Annotated in this window: 17 protein-coding genes; 15 read left to right on the forward strand and 2 right to left on the reverse strand. The window is 71.7% G+C overall.

Annotated elements, in window-relative coordinates:
- Window positions 1–118 precede the first annotated feature (118 nt).
- Entirely contained in the window at window positions 119–2,059 is a 1,941-nt protein-coding gene (thrS, locus tag ESZ52_RS09645; RefSeq protein WP_425600005.1) for a threonine--tRNA ligase, read from the forward strand.
- A 41-nt stretch (window positions 2,060–2,100) separates the two neighbouring features.
- Window positions 2,101–2,610: a GNAT family N-acetyltransferase gene (locus ESZ52_RS09650; protein ID WP_131104753.1), complete on the forward strand. Its 510-nt coding sequence runs from the start codon at window positions 2,101–2,103 to the stop codon at window positions 2,608–2,610.
- A 3-nt stretch (window positions 2,611–2,613) separates the two neighbouring features.
- Here the strand turns inward: ESZ52_RS09650 and ESZ52_RS09655 are convergent, their stop codons facing one another.
- Window positions 2,614–3,102 (reverse strand): nitroreductase family deazaflavin-dependent oxidoreductase, encoded by a 489-nt coding sequence (locus ESZ52_RS09655; protein WP_131104754.1) that lies wholly within the window; start codon window positions 3,100–3,102, stop codon window positions 2,614–2,616.
- Window positions 3,103–3,252: 150 nt separating this feature from the next.
- Here ESZ52_RS09655 and ESZ52_RS09660 point away from each other — a divergent pair, with 150 nt between their 5' ends.
- Window positions 3,253–3,819, forward strand: coding sequence for an HIT family protein (locus ESZ52_RS09660; protein ID WP_131104755.1), 567 nt, complete (start codon window positions 3,253–3,255; stop codon window positions 3,817–3,819).
- Here ESZ52_RS09660 and ESZ52_RS09665 read toward each other — a convergent pair.
- Complete coding sequence (locus ESZ52_RS09665; protein ID WP_181010006.1) at window positions 3,780–4,505, reverse strand: response regulator transcription factor; 726 nt, start codon at window positions 4,503–4,505, stop codon at window positions 3,780–3,782. The two genes, ESZ52_RS09660 and ESZ52_RS09665, sit on opposite strands and share 40 nt — an antisense overlap.
- Before the next feature lie 255 nt (window positions 4,506–4,760).
- Between ESZ52_RS09665 and ESZ52_RS09670 the strand changes: the two genes are divergently transcribed.
- The 12 genes from ESZ52_RS09670 to ESZ52_RS09725 all read left to right on the forward strand — a co-directional run bounded on the left by ESZ52_RS09670 (window position 4,761) and on the right by ESZ52_RS09725 (window position 17,650).
- Window positions 4,761–5,498: an ANTAR domain-containing protein gene (locus ESZ52_RS09670; RefSeq protein WP_131104757.1), complete on the forward strand. Its 738-nt coding sequence runs from the start codon at window positions 4,761–4,763 to the stop codon at window positions 5,496–5,498.
- Between the two features lie 189 nt (window positions 5,499–5,687).
- Entirely contained in the window at window positions 5,688–6,611 is a 924-nt protein-coding gene (gene pdxS, locus ESZ52_RS09675; protein WP_131104758.1) for a pyridoxal 5'-phosphate synthase lyase subunit PdxS, read from the forward strand.
- A 26-nt stretch (window positions 6,612–6,637) separates the two neighbouring features.
- Window positions 6,638–7,264 (forward strand): pyridoxal 5'-phosphate synthase glutaminase subunit PdxT, encoded by a 627-nt coding sequence (gene pdxT, locus ESZ52_RS09680; protein ID WP_131106542.1) that lies wholly within the window; start codon window positions 6,638–6,640, stop codon window positions 7,262–7,264.
- Window positions 7,265–7,426: 162 nt separating this feature from the next.
- Entirely contained in the window at window positions 7,427–8,194 is a 768-nt protein-coding gene (locus ESZ52_RS09685; protein ID WP_131104759.1) for a YebC/PmpR family DNA-binding transcriptional regulator, read from the forward strand.
- Between the two features lie 149 nt (window positions 8,195–8,343).
- On the forward strand, window positions 8,344–9,018 hold the full coding sequence (ruvC, locus tag ESZ52_RS09690; protein WP_131104760.1) for a crossover junction endodeoxyribonuclease RuvC: 675 nt from the start codon (window positions 8,344–8,346) through the stop codon (window positions 9,016–9,018).
- Window positions 9,015–9,626 (forward strand): Holliday junction branch migration protein RuvA, encoded by a 612-nt coding sequence (gene ruvA / locus ESZ52_RS09695; protein ID WP_131104761.1) that lies wholly within the window; start codon window positions 9,015–9,017, stop codon window positions 9,624–9,626. Before ruvC ends, ruvA begins: the two co-directional genes overlap by 4 nt.
- On the forward strand, window positions 9,623–10,810 hold the full coding sequence (gene ruvB, locus ESZ52_RS09700; RefSeq protein WP_425600006.1) for a Holliday junction branch migration DNA helicase RuvB: 1,188 nt from the start codon (window positions 9,623–9,625) through the stop codon (window positions 10,808–10,810). Before ruvA ends, ruvB begins: the two co-directional genes overlap by 4 nt.
- A gap of 220 nt (window positions 10,811–11,030) precedes the next feature.
- Window positions 11,031–11,384 carry a preprotein translocase subunit YajC gene (locus tag ESZ52_RS09705; protein ID WP_131104762.1) on the forward strand — a complete coding sequence of 118 codons (354 nt, stop codon included), beginning with the start codon at window positions 11,031–11,033 and terminating at the stop codon, window positions 11,382–11,384.
- The gene (secD, locus tag ESZ52_RS09710) at window positions 11,381–13,438 is read left to right on the forward strand and encodes a protein translocase subunit SecD (RefSeq protein ID WP_131104763.1); all 2,058 of its coding nucleotides are present in this window, start codon (window positions 11,381–11,383) and stop codon (window positions 13,436–13,438) included. Before ESZ52_RS09705 ends, secD begins: the two co-directional genes overlap by 4 nt.
- Complete coding sequence (gene secF / locus ESZ52_RS09715; RefSeq protein ID WP_131104764.1) at window positions 13,438–14,637, forward strand: protein translocase subunit SecF; 1,200 nt, start codon at window positions 13,438–13,440, stop codon at window positions 14,635–14,637. Before secD ends, secF begins: the two co-directional genes overlap by 1 nt.
- Window positions 14,637–15,197, forward strand: a complete 561-nt coding sequence (locus tag ESZ52_RS09720; RefSeq protein WP_131104765.1) for an adenine phosphoribosyltransferase — start codon at window positions 14,637–14,639, stop codon at window positions 15,195–15,197. Before secF ends, ESZ52_RS09720 begins: the two co-directional genes overlap by 1 nt.
- Window positions 15,198–15,316: 119 nt before the next feature.
- Entirely contained in the window at window positions 15,317–17,650 is a 2,334-nt protein-coding gene (locus tag ESZ52_RS09725) for a RelA/SpoT family protein (protein ID WP_131104766.1), read from the forward strand.
- The last annotated feature ends 58 nt before the right edge of the window (window positions 17,651–17,708 follow it).

Raw genomic sequence — 17,708 nt, forward strand, 5'->3', positions numbered from 1 at the left:
CCGGTATGCCGTGCCCCGCCCGGTAGGGTTGGCGGGCAGCACACCCCCCACCCCGAGGAGCACGCCAGTGTCCAGCCAGAGCACCATCAGTGTCGTTGTCGCAGGAAGCGAACGAACGGTGGAGCAGGGCACTACCGCGGCGGACCTCTTCGCCGGCGACCGCGAGGTCGTCGTCGCCCGGATCGGCGGTGAGCTGCGGGACCTGGCGCACGTGCTGCAGGACGGTGACGAGGTCGAGCCGGTCCTGGTCAGCGAGCCGGACGGGCTGGACGTGCTGCGGCACTCCTGCGCCCACGTGCTCGCCCAGGCGGTGCAGGAGGCCTTCCCCGACGCCAAGCTCGGGATCGGCCCGCCCATCCGGGACGGGTTCTACTACGACTTCGACGTCGAGGAGCCGTTCACCCCTGATGACCTGAAGCGCCTGGAGAAGGCGATGCAGAAGATCATCAACTCCGGCCAGACCTTCGCCCGCCGCGAGGTCAGCGACGACGAGGCCCGCGCCGAGCTGGCGGGGGAGCCCTACAAGCTGGAGCTCATCGGCCTCAAGGGCGGTGCCGCCGACGACGCGGCCGAGGGCGCCTCCGTCGAGGTCGGCGGCTCGCAGCTGACGGTCTACGACAACGTCGACCGCAAGGGCGAGGTCGTCTGGGGTGATCTGTGCAGAGGCCCGCACGTGCCCACGACCAAGCTCATCGCCAACGGCTTCAAGCTCATGCGCAGCGCCGCCGCCTACTGGCGCGGCAGCGAGAAGAACCCCCAGCTGCAGCGGATCTACGGCACCGTCTGGCCGAGCAAGACCGAGCTGACCGCATACCTCGACCGCCTGGCCGAGGCGGAGAAGCGCGACCACCGGCGCCTGGGGGCCGAGATGGACCTGTTCTCCTTCCCGGAGGAGCTGGGTGCGGGTCTGCCGATCTTCCACCCCAAGGGGGGTGTGCTGAAGCGGGTGATGGAGGACTACTCGCGGCAGCGGCACATCGAGGAGGGCTTCGAGTACGTCGGGACCCCGCACGTGTCCAAGGAGGGCCTGTTCCACACCTCCGGGCACCTGCCGTACTACGAGGACACCATGTTTCCCGCCATGGACGAGGACGGGCAGCGCTACTTCCTCAAGGCGATGAACTGCCCGATGCACAACCTCATCTACCGCTCCCGGCAGCGCTCCTACCGGGAGCTGCCACTGCGGCTGTTCGAGCTGGGGCACTGCTACCGCTTCGAGAAGTCCGGCGTCGTCCACGGCCTGACCCGGGTGCGCGGTCTGGAGATGGACGACTCGCACTCCTACGTCACCCGCGAGGGTGCCGCCGCGGAGATCAAGCACCTGCTCGACTTCGTGCTCAGCCTGCTGCGCGACTTCGGCCTGGAGGACTTCTACCTCGAGCTGTCCACCCGCGACGAGACGGGGGACAAGAAGGACAAGTTCATCGGCTCGGACGAGCAGTGGGCCGAGGCGACCGGGGTCCTGGAGCAGTGCGCCCGCGAGACCGGGCTGGAGCTGGTGCCCGACCCGGGCGGTGCCGCCTTCTACGGCCCGAAGATCTCGGTCCAGGCGCGCGACGCCATCGGCCGGACCTGGCAGATGTCGACCGTGCAGCTGGACTTCAACCAGCCCGAGCGCTTCGGGCTGGAGTACCAGGCCGCCGACGGTACCCGGCAGCAGCCGGTGATGATCCACTCGGCCAAGTTCGGCTCGATCGAGCGGTTCATGGGCGTCCTCATCGAGCACTACGCCGGGCAGCTCCCGCCGTGGCTGGCGCCCGTGCAGGTGGTCGGCGTGCCGGTGGCCGAGGACTTCGACGACTACCTCAGGGACGTGGCGGCCCAGCTGCGTGCGCAGGGCGTGCGCGTCGACCTGGACCTGTCCGACGACCGGTTCCCCAAGAAGATCCGCAACGCCAGCAAGTCCAAGGCACCGTTCATCCTGATCGTCGGCGGAGAGGACCGCGACGCGGGCGCCGTGTCCTTCCGCTACCGCGACGGCAGCCAGAAGAACGGCGTCCCGGTCGCCGAGGCGGTCGCCGAGATCACCGCCGCGATCCGGGACCGGGTCCAGGTCTGAGGCCGGCCGTGGCGGCGGACGAGGCAGGCGGTCTGGCGGGTATGCCGTCTCCAGCGTCCGGTGCGGCCTCCGGTGCTGCCTCCCTGGGTAGCGCGGCCGCCCGGGTCCGGGTCCGTCCGGTGACGGAGGACGAGGCCTTCCTCCTCGGGGCCCTGCACCTGCAGGCGCTGCGCCGGGCGGATGTCGACACGTCGTCAGGCCCGCCGCACGTGCAGGAGTTCGCGACGCGGTGGGCAGGGCGTAGCGCCGACCTGCCCGCCTGGGTGGCCGAGTGCGACGGGGAGCACGTCGGCCTGGCGGTCTGCCGGCTGTCCGTGCTGCCCCGGGTCGGTCGCGGCAACCCCGAGCTGGTGCTCCTCGAGCCGCTCGGCGAGCTGCCGCCCGAGGCGGTCGCGCTGGCCATGGTCCGCGCCGTGGTCAGCTCGTTCGGCCGTGAGGGTTTCTCCGCGGTGGACGTGGCGCCCGAGCTGACCGTCCCGGCAGCCGTGCTCGACGCCGCCCGGGCGGACGTCACCCACGGCCGTCAGGTCAGCCTGCCGACCCGCCCCTGAAGCTCAGGTCGTCGGCTCCAGCAGGAACAGCGGGATGGTGCGGTGCGCTGCCCGCTCCTGGTACTCGGCATACGGCGGGAAGGCGGCGACGGCCCGGTCCCACCACTCCTGGCGCTCCGGGCCATCCTCGAGCAGCCGTGCTCGCAACGGGTGCGTCGTGGTGCCGTCCTGGACGAGCACGTCCGGGTGGGCGCTGATGTTGTGGAACCAGGTCGGGTGCGTGGGGTGACCGCCCTTGCTGGCCACCGCGAGGTAGCGGCCCTCGTGCTCGACCCGCATCAGGGGCACCCGGCGGAGCCGCCCGGAGCGGACGCCGCGCATGGTGATGACCACGATCGGACGGCCCTGGATCGACGCCGCGTCGGTGGTGCCGGACCGGTCGATGTCGGCCAGCTGACGCGCCACCCCTTCCGAGGCCAGCGGCAGGTAGGCCTCTGGGTCGTGCACGGAAGGGTCGTCGGCGAGCGCGTGCGGGCGGCTGGGGTGCGTCATACCCTGACCCAACCCGTCCGGGGCACGGCATCTTCCCGAGCACGGCATCTTCCCGAGCACCGCATCTTCCCGGGCTGTTCGCCGCGTCGGGCCGGAGCTGACCCCTGGCCTGCGCCGATCTGGGCGGCCCGCGACCGTAGACTGCCCGCCATGAGCGACGGAGGCGACGCCGGTGTCGAGCAGGCCGCCGACCTGCCGGGGATGCAGGACGGCTTCGAGCGGCTGTGGACGCCGCACCGGATGGCCTACGTCCGGGGCGAGCGACCCAGCAAGGACGCGGGGGACGGCTGCCCCTTCTGCGTAGCGCCGCAGAAGGACGACGAGGCCGGGCTGATCGTGCACCGGGGGGAGCACTGCTACGTCGTGCTCAACCTCTTCCCCTACAACCCGGGGCACCTGCTCGTCTGCCCCTACCGGCACGTGTCGCTCTACATCGACCTGACCGCCGAGGAGACGGCTGAGTTCACCGCTCTGACCCAGGCGGCGATCCGGGCGGTGACGGCGGCGGCCAACCCGGCCGGCTACAACCTCGGCATGAACCAGGGGGAGGTGGCCGGCGCCGGCGTGGCCGCCCACCTGCACCAGCACCTCGTGCCCCGCTGGCTGGGCGATGCCAACTTCCTGCCGATCGTCGCCCAGACCAAGGCGCTGCCGCAGTTGCTGGAGGACGTGCGCCGTCAGCTGGTGGACAGCTGGCCCGGCTCCGAGGGCGCCTGAGTCGACGGGTCGGGTCTGCTCTTCGCCGTGGCGACGGGGAAGGGGCGGGCCGCCTGGCTCGGGACCGTGCTGGGCGAGCCCGGACTGGTCAGGAAGCCGTTCTCCATACCCCAGCGCACTGCCCGGGCGCGGCTGTCCACGCCGATCCGGCCGTAGGCCGCGCGGATGTAGGTCTTCACCGTGTTCTTGGACAGCCCGGTCCGCTCGATGATCTCCTCGTTGGTCAGCCCGGTGGTGATCAGGCCGATGATCTCGGCCTGGCGCCGGGTCAGCCCGTGCGCGGGCTCGGCCCGGTCGACCGTGGTGGTCCGAGGGGCGGGCCCGCCGCAGAGCTCCTCCAGGGCCTGCACCAGCTGGGCGCCGTTCAGCTGCTTGGGCAGCGACAGCCGCGCCGGGCGGCTGGCTGTGAAAGGAGGCAGGGTGGCCGGGTGGGAGGAGGTGTAGAGGACGACCCTGCGGATCCGCGGGTCGCGCGCCGCCTTCCGCAACGCCGCCTGGTCGACGATGTCCGGCGACCACGCGTCGAGGAGGGCGACGTCCCAGGCGGGCGCGGCGGGGCCGGCCGGCTCGACAAGCGTCACCCGGGCGGTATGCGGCGCCAGCAGCGCACGGACGCCATCCCGGACGATCTCGGAGTCGGTGATCAGCCCGACCCGCAGTCTGCGGGTGAAAGAAAGGTCGGGCACGGGTGCTCCTCGAAGGGCGACCAGACCTCGGCTCGATCCGGCAGACGCGCGAGGCGTCTACCGCTGACCGTAGCAGGGTCGCGTTCTCGGCAGGGGATGGTGCCTGGCACCTGGTGGGCGTCTGGCGGGTACACCCCTAGAGGCGGTCTGGGCCTGCCTCTCGCACGCGCACGGGGTAGGGCCGTCGGGTCGGTAGACTGCCCGTTGACGAAGTCCCCCTGGGGTGGGATGGACGTGATGGGAAGGTGACGGGACGTGAACGATCGGCCGCGCGAGGCGGTCACCGAGGTGGCGGCCGATATGTCGGGTCTGCTCAACCTCCTCGCCTCGTCGACGGGGACCGGGTTGGACCTGGCGCGTCTGGTGTTCTTCGCCTGCCGGTCGATGCCCGTGGAGTCCACCTGTGGGCTGACCCTGGTCCGCAAGGGGCGGGCCCCGCGGACGATGGTGGCCACGGACGAGGTCGCCCGGGTGATCGACGCGCTCCAGCACGAGGTGGGCGAGGGGCCCAGCCTGGAGGCCGCCCGCGTGCCCACCCTCGAGCCGGCGGACGACCTGTCCACGGAGTCGCGCTGGCCGGAGTTCGCCCGCCGGTGCGTGGAGGAGACCGGGATCCGCAGCATGCTGGCGGTCCGACTCCCGCTGGCCGGCGGCGACGTGGCCTCGCTCACCTTCAGCTCACGGTTCCCGTCGGCGTTCGGTGAGCTGACCGTCGGGCTGGCGGCGCTCTATGCACCGATCGCCGCCCTGGGCGTGGAGCAGCTGCTGCGTCAGCAGGATGCCGAGGAGCTGGGGACGGCCCTGACCAGCAGCCGGCAGATCGGCACCGCCATCGGCATCATCATGGAGCGCAACCTGGTCACCTCCGAGGAGGCGATGGCGATCCTGAGGCGCAGCAGCCAGCACCTGAACCGCAAGCTGCGTGACATCGCTGCTGAGGTCGCCGAGACGGGGGAGATGCCACCCGAGCCCCCCGCCGACGCCTCCCGCTGAGGTCGCGGTCGTGCCGCCTCGGCCTCGGTGAGCCGCACGGCAGACGGTGTGCTGGCTCGTCGCAGGCGGTTCGGAGCCGAGCCGCCGGACGCGTAGGATCTGGCCTGCCCCTGCCGGCAGCAGCGCCGCCCCCGCAGGCGTTGCGTCGCCCTGCACCACCGAACCGCACCATCAGGGAAGAGAACCCCCATGAGCCAGTCCTCCCAGTCCTCGCAGTCCGCTGAGCCCACCCACGCCACCGGCACCACCCGCGTCAAGCGCGGCATGGCCGACATGCTCAAGGGCGGCGTCATCATGGACGTCGTCACCGCGGAGCAGGCCAAGATCGCCGAGGACGCCGGCGCCGTGGCGGTGATGGCGCTGGAGCGGGTCCCCGCCGACATCCGCGCCCAGGGTGGCGTGTCCAGGATGAGCGACCCGGACATGATCGACAGCATCATCGAGTCGGTCTCCATCCCGGTCATGGCCAAGGCCCGCATCGGTCACTTCGTCGAGGCCCAGGTGCTGCAGAGCCTCGGGGTCGACTACATCGACGAGTCCGAGGTGCTCACCCCGGCCGACTACGCCAACCACATCGACAAGTGGGCCTTCCAGGTCCCCTTCGTCTGCGGCGCCACCAACCTCGGTGAGGCCCTGCGGCGCATCACCGAGGGTGCGGCGATGATCCGGTCCAAGGGCGAGGCCGGCACCGGTGACGTCTCCAACGCGACCACCCACATGCGTACGTTGCGCGCGGAGATCAACCGGCTGCGCTCGATGGCCGAGGACGAGCTCTACGTCGCCGCCAAGGAGCTGCAGGCCCCCTACGACCTCGTCAAGGAGGTGGCCAGCGCCGGCAAGCTGCCCGTCGTGCTGTTCACCGCCGGCGGCATCGCCACCCCCGCCGACGCGGCTATGATGATGCAGCTGGGCGCCGAGGGCGTCTTCGTCGGCTCCGGCATCTTCAAGTCCGGCAACCCGGCCCAGCGCGCCGCCGCGATCGTCAAGGCCACCACCTTCCACGACGACCCCGACACCATCGCCGAGGTCTCCCGCGGCCTGGGTGAGGCGATGGTCGGGATCAACGTCGACGACATCCCGGTCCCGCACCGGCTGGCCGAGCGCGGCTGGTAGCCCCCGACGGACCCGTGGCCACCACCATGCCGGCGCCCACGGTCGGCGTCCTCGCCGTCCAGGGCGACGTCCGAGAGCACCTCGAGGCGCTGCGCGCGGTCGGCGCGGACCCCCGCCCGGTCCGCCGGCCGGCGGAGCTCGACGGGCTGGCCGGGCTCGTCATCCCCGGCGGAGAGTCGACGACCATCGACCGGTTGTCGCGCATCTTCGGGCTGCACGCACCGGTGCAGGAGCTGATCCGGCAAGGGTTGCCGGTCTACGGTTCCTGCGCGGGGATGATCCAGCTGGCCGGGCAGATCCTCGACGGGCACCCGGAGCAGCGGTCGTTCGGCGGGATCGACATGACCGTGCGCCGCAACGCCTTCGGCCGGCAGGTCGACTCCTTCGAGGTCGACCTGCCGGTGGTCGGGATGGACGGCGATCCGTTCAGGGCCGTCTTCATCCGGGCGCCGTGGGTCGAGCGCCTGGGCGAGGAGGTCGAGGTGCTGGCCGAGGTGGACGGGCACCCGGTCGCCGTACGTCAGGGGTCGCTGCTGGCCACCAGCTTCCACCCCGAGGTCACCGGTGACCACCGGGTGCACGCGCTCTTCCTCGACATGTGCCTGACCTCAGGCTGGCATCTGCCTGCTGGCCAGGTCCTGAGCGGGGGCTAACCTAGGAGCGCGGTCCACCGCCGTCCTCCGCGACGGTCGTGGGCCGGTCGCGCCCTGAGGCAGCGGCAGGCCACGCACCCTCGCCCGCGAGGACGGCATACCGTGCCCTGCCCTGACGGTGGCGCCCCGAACGCACGCAGGACGACGAAGGTAGGGACTGGGATGGCTGGGCACTCCAAGTGGGCGACGACCAAGCACAAGAAGGCGGCGCTGGACGCCAAGCGCGGCAAGCTCTTCGCCAAGCTCATCAAGAACATCGAGGTCGCGGCGCGTCTGGGTGGCGGCGACCCGGCCGGTAACCCGACGCTCTACGACGCGATCCAGAAGGCGAAGAAGAGCTCGGTCCCCAACGACAACATCGACCGCGCGGTCAAGCGCGGCTCCGGCGCCGAGGCGGGGGGCGCGGCGTACGAGGCGCTGGTCTACGAGGGCTATGCCCCCGGCGGGGTCGCTCTGTACATCGAGTGCCTCACCGACAACAAGAACCGCGCGGTGATGGAGGTGCGCACGGCACTGTCCCGCAACGGCGGCACCATGGCCGACAGCGGCTCGGTGGCCTACCTGTTCGAACGCAAGGGCCAGGTCGTGGTGCCCAAGGAGCAGGGACCCGGCGAGGCCACCGAGGACGCCCTGCTGGAGATCGTCCTGGACGCCGGTGCCGAGGACGTCCAGGACCTGGGGGAGTCCTTCGAGGTGATCTCCGAGGCCGGCGACGTGGTGGCGGTGCGCTCTGCGCTGCAGGAGGCGGGTCTGGACTACGACTCCGCCGAGGTCACCTTCGTGCCCAGCATGGAGGTGGAGCTGGACGCCGAGGGTGCGCGCAAGGTCATGCGGGTCGTGGACGCGCTGGAGGACTGCGACGACGTGCAGAACGTCTACTCCAACGCCGACATCTCCGACGAGGTGCTGGCCGAGCTGGACGAGGACTGACGACAGGGCGCGCCCTGGCTCGAGTCGGCACGACCGGGGCGCGGCCGCAGGCGTGTCGGAGCGCCAGGGGAGAGGTCCGGCCGCGTAGCGTGGCCTACGAACATCTGTCCACACTCGTCCACACCTGCCGGCCCGGAGGAGGTCCACCCGTGCGCGTCCTCGGCGTCGACCCCGGCCTGACCCGCTGCGGCCTCGGTGTGGTCGAGGGGCTGCCCGGTCGCCGGCTGCGGATGATCGCCGTGGGCGTCGTGCGCACCCCGCCGGAGGACGAACCGCACGAGCGGCTGCTGTCCGTGCAGACCGAGATCGACCAGTGGATCGCCGACTGGGCGCCCGACGCGATCGCCGTGGAGCGCATCTTCGCCAAGGCCAACATCAAGGGCATCATGGGCACCGCCCAGGCCTCGGCCGTGCCCATGCTCGCCGCCGCCCGGCTCGGTCTCCCGCTGGCGATGCACACCCCGTCGGAGATCAAGGCCGCCGTCACCGGCAACGGCCGCGCTGACAAGGCGCAGGTCGGGCACATGGTCACCCGCATCCTCGGGCTCGAGGAGGCACCACGGCCGGCGGACGCGGCCGACGCCCTCGCGCTGGCCATCTGCCACCTGTGGCGGGGCGGGTATGACGCTCGCGTCGACCAGGCCGGCACGCCCGGCGGGCGGACCAACCGGCTGCAGGCGGCCGAGCAGGCCGCGGGCCAGGGCGCACCCAACCGGCTCGCCGAGCTGCACGCCCAGCACCGCACCGCCCAGCGTGCCGCCGCGGCCCGGGCCGGTGGCCGCTCCGGCGTACGACCCGTCACCACCAGGAGGATCGTCCCGTGATCGCTTCCGTCCGCGGCCCCGTCCGGCACGTGGGTCTGGACCATCTGGTCGTCGAGGTGGGGGGCGTGGGCCTGCTGGTCCACACCACGCCCGCCACCGCGGCCGACGGCAGGACGGGTGAGGAGATCACCCTGGAGACCACCCTGGTGGTGCGGGAGGAGTCGTTGACCCTCTACGGCTTCGCCGGCGCGGACGCCAAAGCGCTCTTCGAGCAGGTGCAGACCGTCAGCGGTGTCGGTCCCCGGCTCGCGCTGGCGATGCTCTCGGTGCACGCTCCCGACGCCCTGCGCGCCGCCCTTGCCCGTGGCGACCTGGCCGCGCTGACCAAGGTGCCCGGCATCGGCAAGAAGTCGGCCGAGCGTTTGGTGCTGGAGCTGAAGGACAAGATCCTCGCCGTCGGCGTGGACCCGGCCGAGCTGTCGGTCGCGCCCGCCGGCGCTGCCGGTGCCGAGGACGCTGTCGTGGGACAGGTGCGCGCGGCCCTGGAGGGCTTGGGCTGGAACACCCGCCAGGCGGACGCAGCCCTCGCCACCGTCACCTCAGCGCCCGACGCACCCACCGACGTGGCTGCCGTGCTGCGGGCCGCGCTGCGGGAGCTGGGCCGATGAGCGACCTGGAACCGGATCTGGGCCTGGGCGGCGACGGCTTCGCCGACGGCTCCCGCGAGGTCGGCTACGCGGGGGAGGACCCCGGTGTGGGGCGGATGGTCGATCCCGCCGGCAACGACGAGGAGCGGCGGATCGAGGCCGCCCTCCGTCCGCGCAGGCTTGCCGACTTCCCGGGACAGCAACGGGTGCGGGACCAGCTGGGTCTGGTCCTGGAGGCGGCGCGGCGACGCGGCAGCCCACCGGACCACGTCCTGCTCTCCGGCCCGCCCGGCCTGGGCAAGACCACCCTGGCGATGATCATCGCCGGCGAGCTGGAGCAGCCGATCCGCATCACCTCCGGGCCGGCCATCCAGCACGCCGGCGATCTGGCAGCGGTCCTGTCCTCACTGGTCGAGGGCGAGGTGCTCTTCCTCGACGAGATCCACCGCATGTCCCGCCCTGCGGAGGAGATGCTCTACCTGGCCATGGAGGACTTCCGGGTCGACGTCATCGTCGGCAAGGGTCCGGGCGCGACCGCGATCCCGTTGGAGCTGCCGCCGTTCACCGTCGTGGGAGCCACCACCCGGGCCGGGCTGCTGCCCGCGCCGCTGCGCGACCGGTTCGGCTTCACCGGCCACCTCGACTACTACGCCACCGAGGATCTGGTCACGATCCTGCATCGCAACGCCGACCTGCTCGGCATCGCGGCCGACGAAGCCGGTGTGCAGCAGATCGCCTCCCGATCCCGCGGCACCCCGAGGATCGCCAACCGGCTGCTGCGCCGGGTGCGGGACTGGGCTCAGGTGCACGGGGAGGACCGCGTCGACGAGCCCGCGGCCCGGGCCGCGCTGGAGCTCTTCGACGTCGACGCCCTGGGGCTGGACCGGCTGGACCGCGCCGTCCTGGAGGCGCTGTGCACCCGGTTCGGCGGGGGACCGGTCGGGTTGTCCACGCTCGCGGTCGCCGTCGGCGAGGAGCCGGACACGGTGGAGACCGTGGCCGAGCCCTACCTGGTCCGCGAGGGCTTCATGATCCGCACGCCCCGGGGCCGTGCCGCCAGCAGAGCCGCCTGGGAGCACCTCGGGCTGACCCCGCCGGCCGACGCCGGGCCGCGGGTGGGTGGCTATCCGGGCGCGGCTGGGGAGGCCGGCGCCGGGCGGCTCGGCACCCCGGCCGGTCAGGACCCGCTCCCCCTCGACGACTGACAGGCCCGCAATGGCGTGCCCGGTCCGGGCATAGCGTGTCGCCGGTCGGGGCATAGCGTGTCGCCGGTCGAGACACGGCGGGCGGCCTCTTTGGTGGCGTTGGCTCGCTCACCTAGACTGCCCCGGGTGCCCTGCCGCGGCAGACGTCGCGCAGGTGCCCGGCCTCGACCTCGATGTCGATGTCGACGTCGATGACACTCACAGCTGAAGGGTCTGGTCCATGACACTCGCGACCGGCGCAGCCGCGTCCCCGGGGGGCGGCGGGCTCTCCATCCTCATTCTGGCCCTGCCGATCCTGCTCCTGGTCTGGTTGATGTTCTCCCAGCGGCGCCGCGCCAGGGCCCTGGGTGAGGCGCAGCAGGCGCTCCAGGTCGGCCAGGAGGTCCTGACCACCGCCGGCATCCATGGCGTGGTCGCCGGGCTGGAGAACGACGTCATCCACCTGCGGATCGCCGAGGGCGTCGTGATCCGGATGGACCGGCGCGCGGTCGTGCCGATGACCATCGCCCAGGCCGGCCCCGGGCGTCCCGCCCCGGGCACCGACACGGACGCCGGGGGGACCAACCCGCAATGAGCTTCACCACCCCCAACACCTCCCGTCCCGAGGAGGACCTGCCGGGCAGCGGCCGCACCACCGGCCGCAAGCAGACCACCTCCTCCGGCCGCCCCCCGAAGACGAAGTCCCGCGGTCGCCGCCGGGCCCGCATGCGCGGCCCGATCCGCACGCTGGTCGCCCTCGCCGTCGTGATGGCCGCCCTCTTCGGGGGCATCGGTGCCGCCCACGTGTGGGGCAACCCCCGCGCCGACCTCACGCCCCAGCTGGGCCTGGACCTGGCCGGCGGCCGCCAGATCGTCATCGCGCCGATCACCGAGGAGGGCGCGTCGGTCAGCAGCGAGCAGCTCGACCAGGCGATCGACATCATCCGGCGCCGGGTCGACGGCACGGGTGTCAGCGAGGCCGAGGTCTCCCAGATGGGCAGCAACATCTCCGTGGCCATCCCGGGCAGCCCGACCCGTGAGCAGCTCGAGGCCCTCGGCCGGTCCTCCCAGCTGCAGTTCCGCCCGGTCCTCGCGGCGCAGCTGATCCTGCCGCCCGGTGAGGAACTGCCGGCACCGCGCACGCTGCCACTGCCCCGCAGCGTGCTCGAGGAGCTGAACGCACCGGACCCCGAAGGCGTGCCGGACCCGCTCACCGAGGGCATCGACGGCCAGGACGAGGACGCCGACGTCGACGACGCGGTCCAGACGGAGGAGAACCGCGGCGGCGAGGCCCCCGCCGCCCTGCGCGGCGGCACCAGCGCTGCCGTCTCCGCCCAGGCCGCCGCGGGCACGACGGACGTGCTCGCCGCCCAGGACGCCGAGCAGACCGAAGCCCCCGACTCTCCCGAGCAGACCCAGACGCCGGAGGAGCCTCTCCCGCCGGCCGACCCCTCGGACCTCAACCAGATCACCGCCGAGCTGCAGCAGCAGTTCCTCGCCGAGGACTGCACGGGCGACGTCGCCTCCGACGTGGCCAACGCCCCGGCGGACGAGCCGATCGTCACCTGCAACACGGAGGCCACGGAGAAGTACATCCTCGGCCCCACCGAGCTCTCCGGCGCCAGCGTCACCGACGCCACCTTCGGCCCCGAGCAGCTCCAGGGCGGCGCCCCGACCGGACGCTGGCAGGTCGTGCTGACCTTCGACAACGAGGGCGGCCAGACCTTCGCCGACATCACCCAGCGGCTGTTCAGCTACCGCAGTGCTCCCTCACCCACGGGGCAGGTCGACGCCCGCAACCGGTTCGCGATGGTCCTGGACGGCGAGGTCATCTCCGCCCCGGGCGTGCAGTCGGTGATCTCCGGCGGCACCGCGACCATCACCGGCGACTTCACCGCTGAGGAGTCCGAGACGCTGGCCAACCAGCTGCGCTTCGGTGCCCTGCCGCTGAGCTTCGAGGTCCAGACCGACGAGCAGATCAGCCCGACCCTGGGCGGTGAGCAGCTGCGCTGGGGCATGATCGCCGGCGGCATCGGCCTGCTCCTCGTCTTCGCCTTCATGCTGGTCCAGTACCACGCCCTCGGGTTCGTGGCGATCGCCGCCCTCGTCATCGCCGCCGCGCTGGCCTACGGCGGCGTGACCCTGCTGGGCTGGTCCAGCAACCTGCGCCTGACGATGGCCGGGATCACCGGGCTGATCGTCTCCATCGGCATCACGGCCGACAGCTTCATCGTCTACTTCGAACGCATCCGGGACGAGGTCCGTGCCGGACGACCGCTGCGGTACGCCGTGGACACCGGGTGGGCGCGGGCCCGCCGGACCCTGATCATCTCCGACGTGGTCAACCTCCTCGCGGCCGTCGTGCTCTACATGCTCTCCGAGGCGGGGGTCGCCGCCTTCGCGTTCATGCTGGGCCTGGCCACGGTCATCGACCTCATCGTGGTGTTCATGTTCACCCACCCCATCGTCAGCATCCTGGCCAACACCCGCTACTTCGGCGAGGGCCGCAAGTGGTCGGGTATGGAGCCGGAGCGGCTGGGTGCCAAGCGCTCTGCCTACCTCGGCCGGGGCCAGGTGCGTGAGCCGGACGTGATCCCGGTCGGTTCCAGACGGCATACCCGCGAAGAGCTGGAAGGCGGTGTGGTCTGATGTCGCGCTTCTCGGAGCTGGGCAACGACCTGTTCAGCGGCAAGAAGTCCTACCCGATCGTCCACCGGCGGCGGTTCTGGTACCTCCTCTCCGGCGTGCTCATCGCGCTCTCGCTGGTAGGCCTGCTCGGGCTGGGCCTGAACTTCGGCATCGAGTTCCGCGGCGGCACCGAGCTGCGGGTCAGCCAGGTGCAGGATCTGGACTCCTACGAGCAGCGCGCCAGCGCGGTGATGGACGAGGTGTCCCCGGGCGGGACCACCGGCGTCACCCGTATCGGGGACAGCACGGTCCGGGTCCAGACCGGCGAGCTGTCCAACGAGGACGCCGAGTCGGCCCGGCTGGGCCTGGCCGAGGAGTTCGACGTCCCCGACGAGGACGTGACGAGCAGCTTCGTCGGTCCGTCCTGGGGAGAGACGGTGACCCAGCGCGCCCTGATCGCCCTGGCCGTCTTCCTGGCCCTGGTGACGCTCGTGCTGACCTTCTACTTCCAGACCTGGAAGATGGCCGCCGCGGCCATGGTGGCGCTGCTCCACGACGTGATCTTCACCATCGGCGTCTACGCCCTGGTGGGGATCGAGGTCTCACCGGCGTCGGTGATCGGCTTCCTGACCATCCTGGGTTACTCGATCTACGACACGATCGTCGTCTTCGACAAGGTCCGCGAGAACACCGAGCACGCGATGGAGACCAAGCGGCAGACCTTCGCCGAGGCGGCGAACCTTGCGGTCAACCAGACCCTGGTGCGCTCCATCAACACCTCGGTCGTGGCGCTCCTGCCGGTGGCGGTCATCCTGCTGGTCGGCCTCACGATCATCGGTCCGGGGACCCTGGTCGACCTGTCCTGGGCGCTGTTCATCGGCATCGCGGTGGGCACCTTCTCCTCGATCTTCATCGCGACCCCGCTGCTGGTCACGATGCGCCAGGGTGAGCTGGGGATCCGCAAGCACGACGCCCAGGTCACCAAGCGCCGGGCGCGCCAGGAGGCACGGGGCGCCCGTGCCGCCGAGCCGGACGATGTGGTCGGCGGCGAGCAGCTGGACGGCGAGGAGGGTGACGACACCGAGGCACAGACCGCCGCCGTGGGCGCACCCACCCCGGCGCGGCAGGCCACCGGCGGGCAGCCCTCGCAGGGCCGCCAGCTGCACCCCTACACCCAGCGCGGGCCCCGCAACCAGCCCAAGCGCAAGCGCCGCTCCTGATGACCGAGGCCACGCCCGAGGCCAGGCCCACGGCCGACCCTGAGCTCTCCGCCGCGGTCCTGGAGGGGATGCGGGACATCCCCGACTTCCCTGAGCCGGGGGTGACCTTCAAGGACTTCACCCCGCTGCTGCTGGACCGGCCGCTGCGGGACCGGATCGTGGCCGACACGGTGCGGCGCCGGCAGGGGCAGGTGGACGTGGTCGCGGGGATCGAGGCGCGCGGCTTCATCCTGGGTGCGATGATCGCGCACGAGCTCGGGGTGGGCTTCGTGCCGGTGCGCAAGGCCGGCAAGCTGCCCGCGGCCGTGCACGCCCAGTCCTACACGCTGGAGTACGGCGAGGCGACGCTGGAGATCCACCAGGACGCCGTCAACCACCGGGAGCGGGTGCTGGTCGTCGACGACGTGCTGGCCACCGGCGGCACGCTGGCGGCGACCTGCGAGCTGGTCGAGCGCTGCGGCGCCAGCGTCGCCGGGATCGAGCTGGTCCTGGAGATCGGCGCCCTCGGCGGCCGCTCGCGGCTGAGTGGCTACGACCTGCACAGCCTCGTCACCGTCTAGGGCTGCGCCGACCCGGGCAGCGGCGTGGAGCATCGTCCTTCTGCCTCTCGAAGCCGCGGGGCACGGCTCCACCCGGCCGGCGAATCGGTCCGCGCGGGGGCAGCACCTATGATTTGTCCATGACCGAGCCTGTGCCCAGCGCCTCGACCCCCCGGGTCGGCGGTGGGCTGCGCCCGAGGTGGGCGCGGCTCGGGGGGGCTAGGACCAGCACCAGCCCGGTGCTGGAGCCGTTGCTGCGCTCGGTCCGCGCCACCCACCCGCGGGCCGACGTCTCGTTGATCGAGCGCGCCTACCAGGTTGCCGAGAAGGCGCACAAGGGCCAGACCCGCAAGAGCGGCGACGCCTACATCACCCACCCGCTGGCGGTGGCCTCCATCCTCGCCGAGCTCGGGATGACCCCCTCCACCATCGCGGCGGCACTGCTGCACGACACGGTGGAGGACACCGCATACTCCCTGGAGCAGCTGCGAAAGGACTTCGGCGACGAGATCGCCATGATGGTCGACGGCGTGACCAAGCTCGACAAGGTCACCTACGGCGACGCGGCGCAGGCCGAGACCGTGCGCAAGATGGTCGTGGCCATGGCGCGGGACATCCGGGTGCTGGTGATCAAGCTGGCCGACCGGCTGCACAACGCCCGCACCTGGCGCTACGTGTCGGCCGAGTCCGCCGCGCGCAAGGCGCAGGAGACGCTGGAGATCTACGCCCCGCTGGCGCACCGGCTGGGGATGAACACCATCAAGTGGGAGCTGGAGGACCTGTCCTTCGCCCAGCTCTACCCCAAGGTGTATGACGAGATCGTCCGGATGGTGGCCGAGCGCGCGCCGGCACGGGAGCAGATGCTGTCCCGGATCCGGGCCGAGATCACCGAGGAGCTCAAGACGAGCAAGATCCGGGCGACGGTCACCGGCCGGCCCAAGCACTACTACTCGGTCTACCAGAAGATGATCGTGCGCGGGCACGACTTCGAGCAGATCTACGACCTGGTCGCGGTCCGGGTGCTGGTGGACTCGATCCAGGACTGCTACGCGGTGCTCGGCGCCCTGCACAGCCGGTGGAACCCGGTGCCGGGGCGGTTCAAGGACTACATCGCGATGCCGAAGTTCAACATGTACCAGTCGCTGCACACCACGGTGATGGGCCCGGGCGGCAAGCCGGTCGAGGTGCAGATCCGCACCCACCAGATGCACCGCCGGGCCGAGTATGGCGTGGCGGCCCACTGGAAGTACAAGGAGCAGGGCCCGGACGGCACCAAGGCCAAGGCGGGCACGGACGGCGGCCCGGGGGCGCTGGACGGGATGGGGTGGCTGCGCCAGCTCATCGAGTGGCAGAAGGAGACCTCGGACCCGGGGGAGTTCCTCGACTCGCTGCGGTTCGAGGTCGGCGCCGCCGAGGTCTACGTCTTCACCCCGGACGGCGACGTCATGGCCCTGGCGGCCGGGGCCACGCCCGTCGACTTCGCGTATGCGGTGCACACCGAGGTCGGGCACCGCTGTGTCGGTGGGCGGGTCAACGGCAAGCTGGTGCCGCTGGACTCCGAGCTGGTCAACGGTGACGTCTGCGAGATCATCACCAGCAAGGCCCAGGACGCCGGCCCGAGCCGCGACTGGCTCAACTTCGTCAAGACGGCCCGCGCCCGCAACAAGATCCGGCAGTGGTTCACCCGGGAGCGGCGCGAGGAGATGGTCGACTCCGGTCGCGACCAGATCGCCAAGGTGCTGCGCAAGCAGAACGCCCCGCTGCAACGGCTGATGAGCCACGACACGCTGACCGCGGTCGCGCAGGACCTGAACTACAAGGACATCGAGGGCCTCTACGCCGCCGTCGGCGAGGGGCACGTCAGCTCCCAGCACGTGGTCAACCAGCTGGTGGCCACGCTCGGCGGAGAGGACGGTGCCGAGGAGGACCTGGCCGAGGCGGTCCGCCCGCAGCGCGGCCGGCTCCCGCAGGCCGACCCGGGCGTCACCGTGGTCGGCGCCGACGACGTCTGGGTCAAGCTGGCCCGCTGCTGCACCCCGGTGCCGGGCGACCCCATCCTCGGCTTCGTCACCCACGGCAAGGGCGTCTCGGTGCACCGCACCGACTGCACCAACGCCGAGCAGCTGCAGACGCAGTCGCCCGAGCGGATCCTGGCGGTGGCATGGGCCCCGACCGCCTCCAGCCTGTTCCTGGTCAACATGCAGGTGGAGGCGCTGGACCGGCCCGGCCTGCTCTCCGACGTGACCCGGGTGCTGTCCGAGCAGCACGTCAACATCCTCTCGGCGTCGGTGCAGACCAGCCGCGACAGGGTGGCCCTGTCCAAGTTCACCTTCGAGATGGCCGACCCCTCGCACCTGGAGTCGGTGATCCGCGCCGTGCGCCGCATCCCCGCCGTGCTCGACGCCTACCGCGTCACCGGCACCACCAGCACCGACCCGCACCGCCGCCGCAGCCAGCCCTCCCGCAGCGCGTGACCTGACCCTGGCGAGGCCGACCGGCGACACGCTCTGCCCCCGACCGGGGACACGGTCT

The organism is Ornithinimicrobium sufpigmenti, assembly GCF_004322775.1.
Classification (GTDB): Bacteria; Actinomycetota; Actinomycetes; order Actinomycetales; family Dermatophilaceae; genus Ornithinicoccus; species Ornithinicoccus sufpigmenti.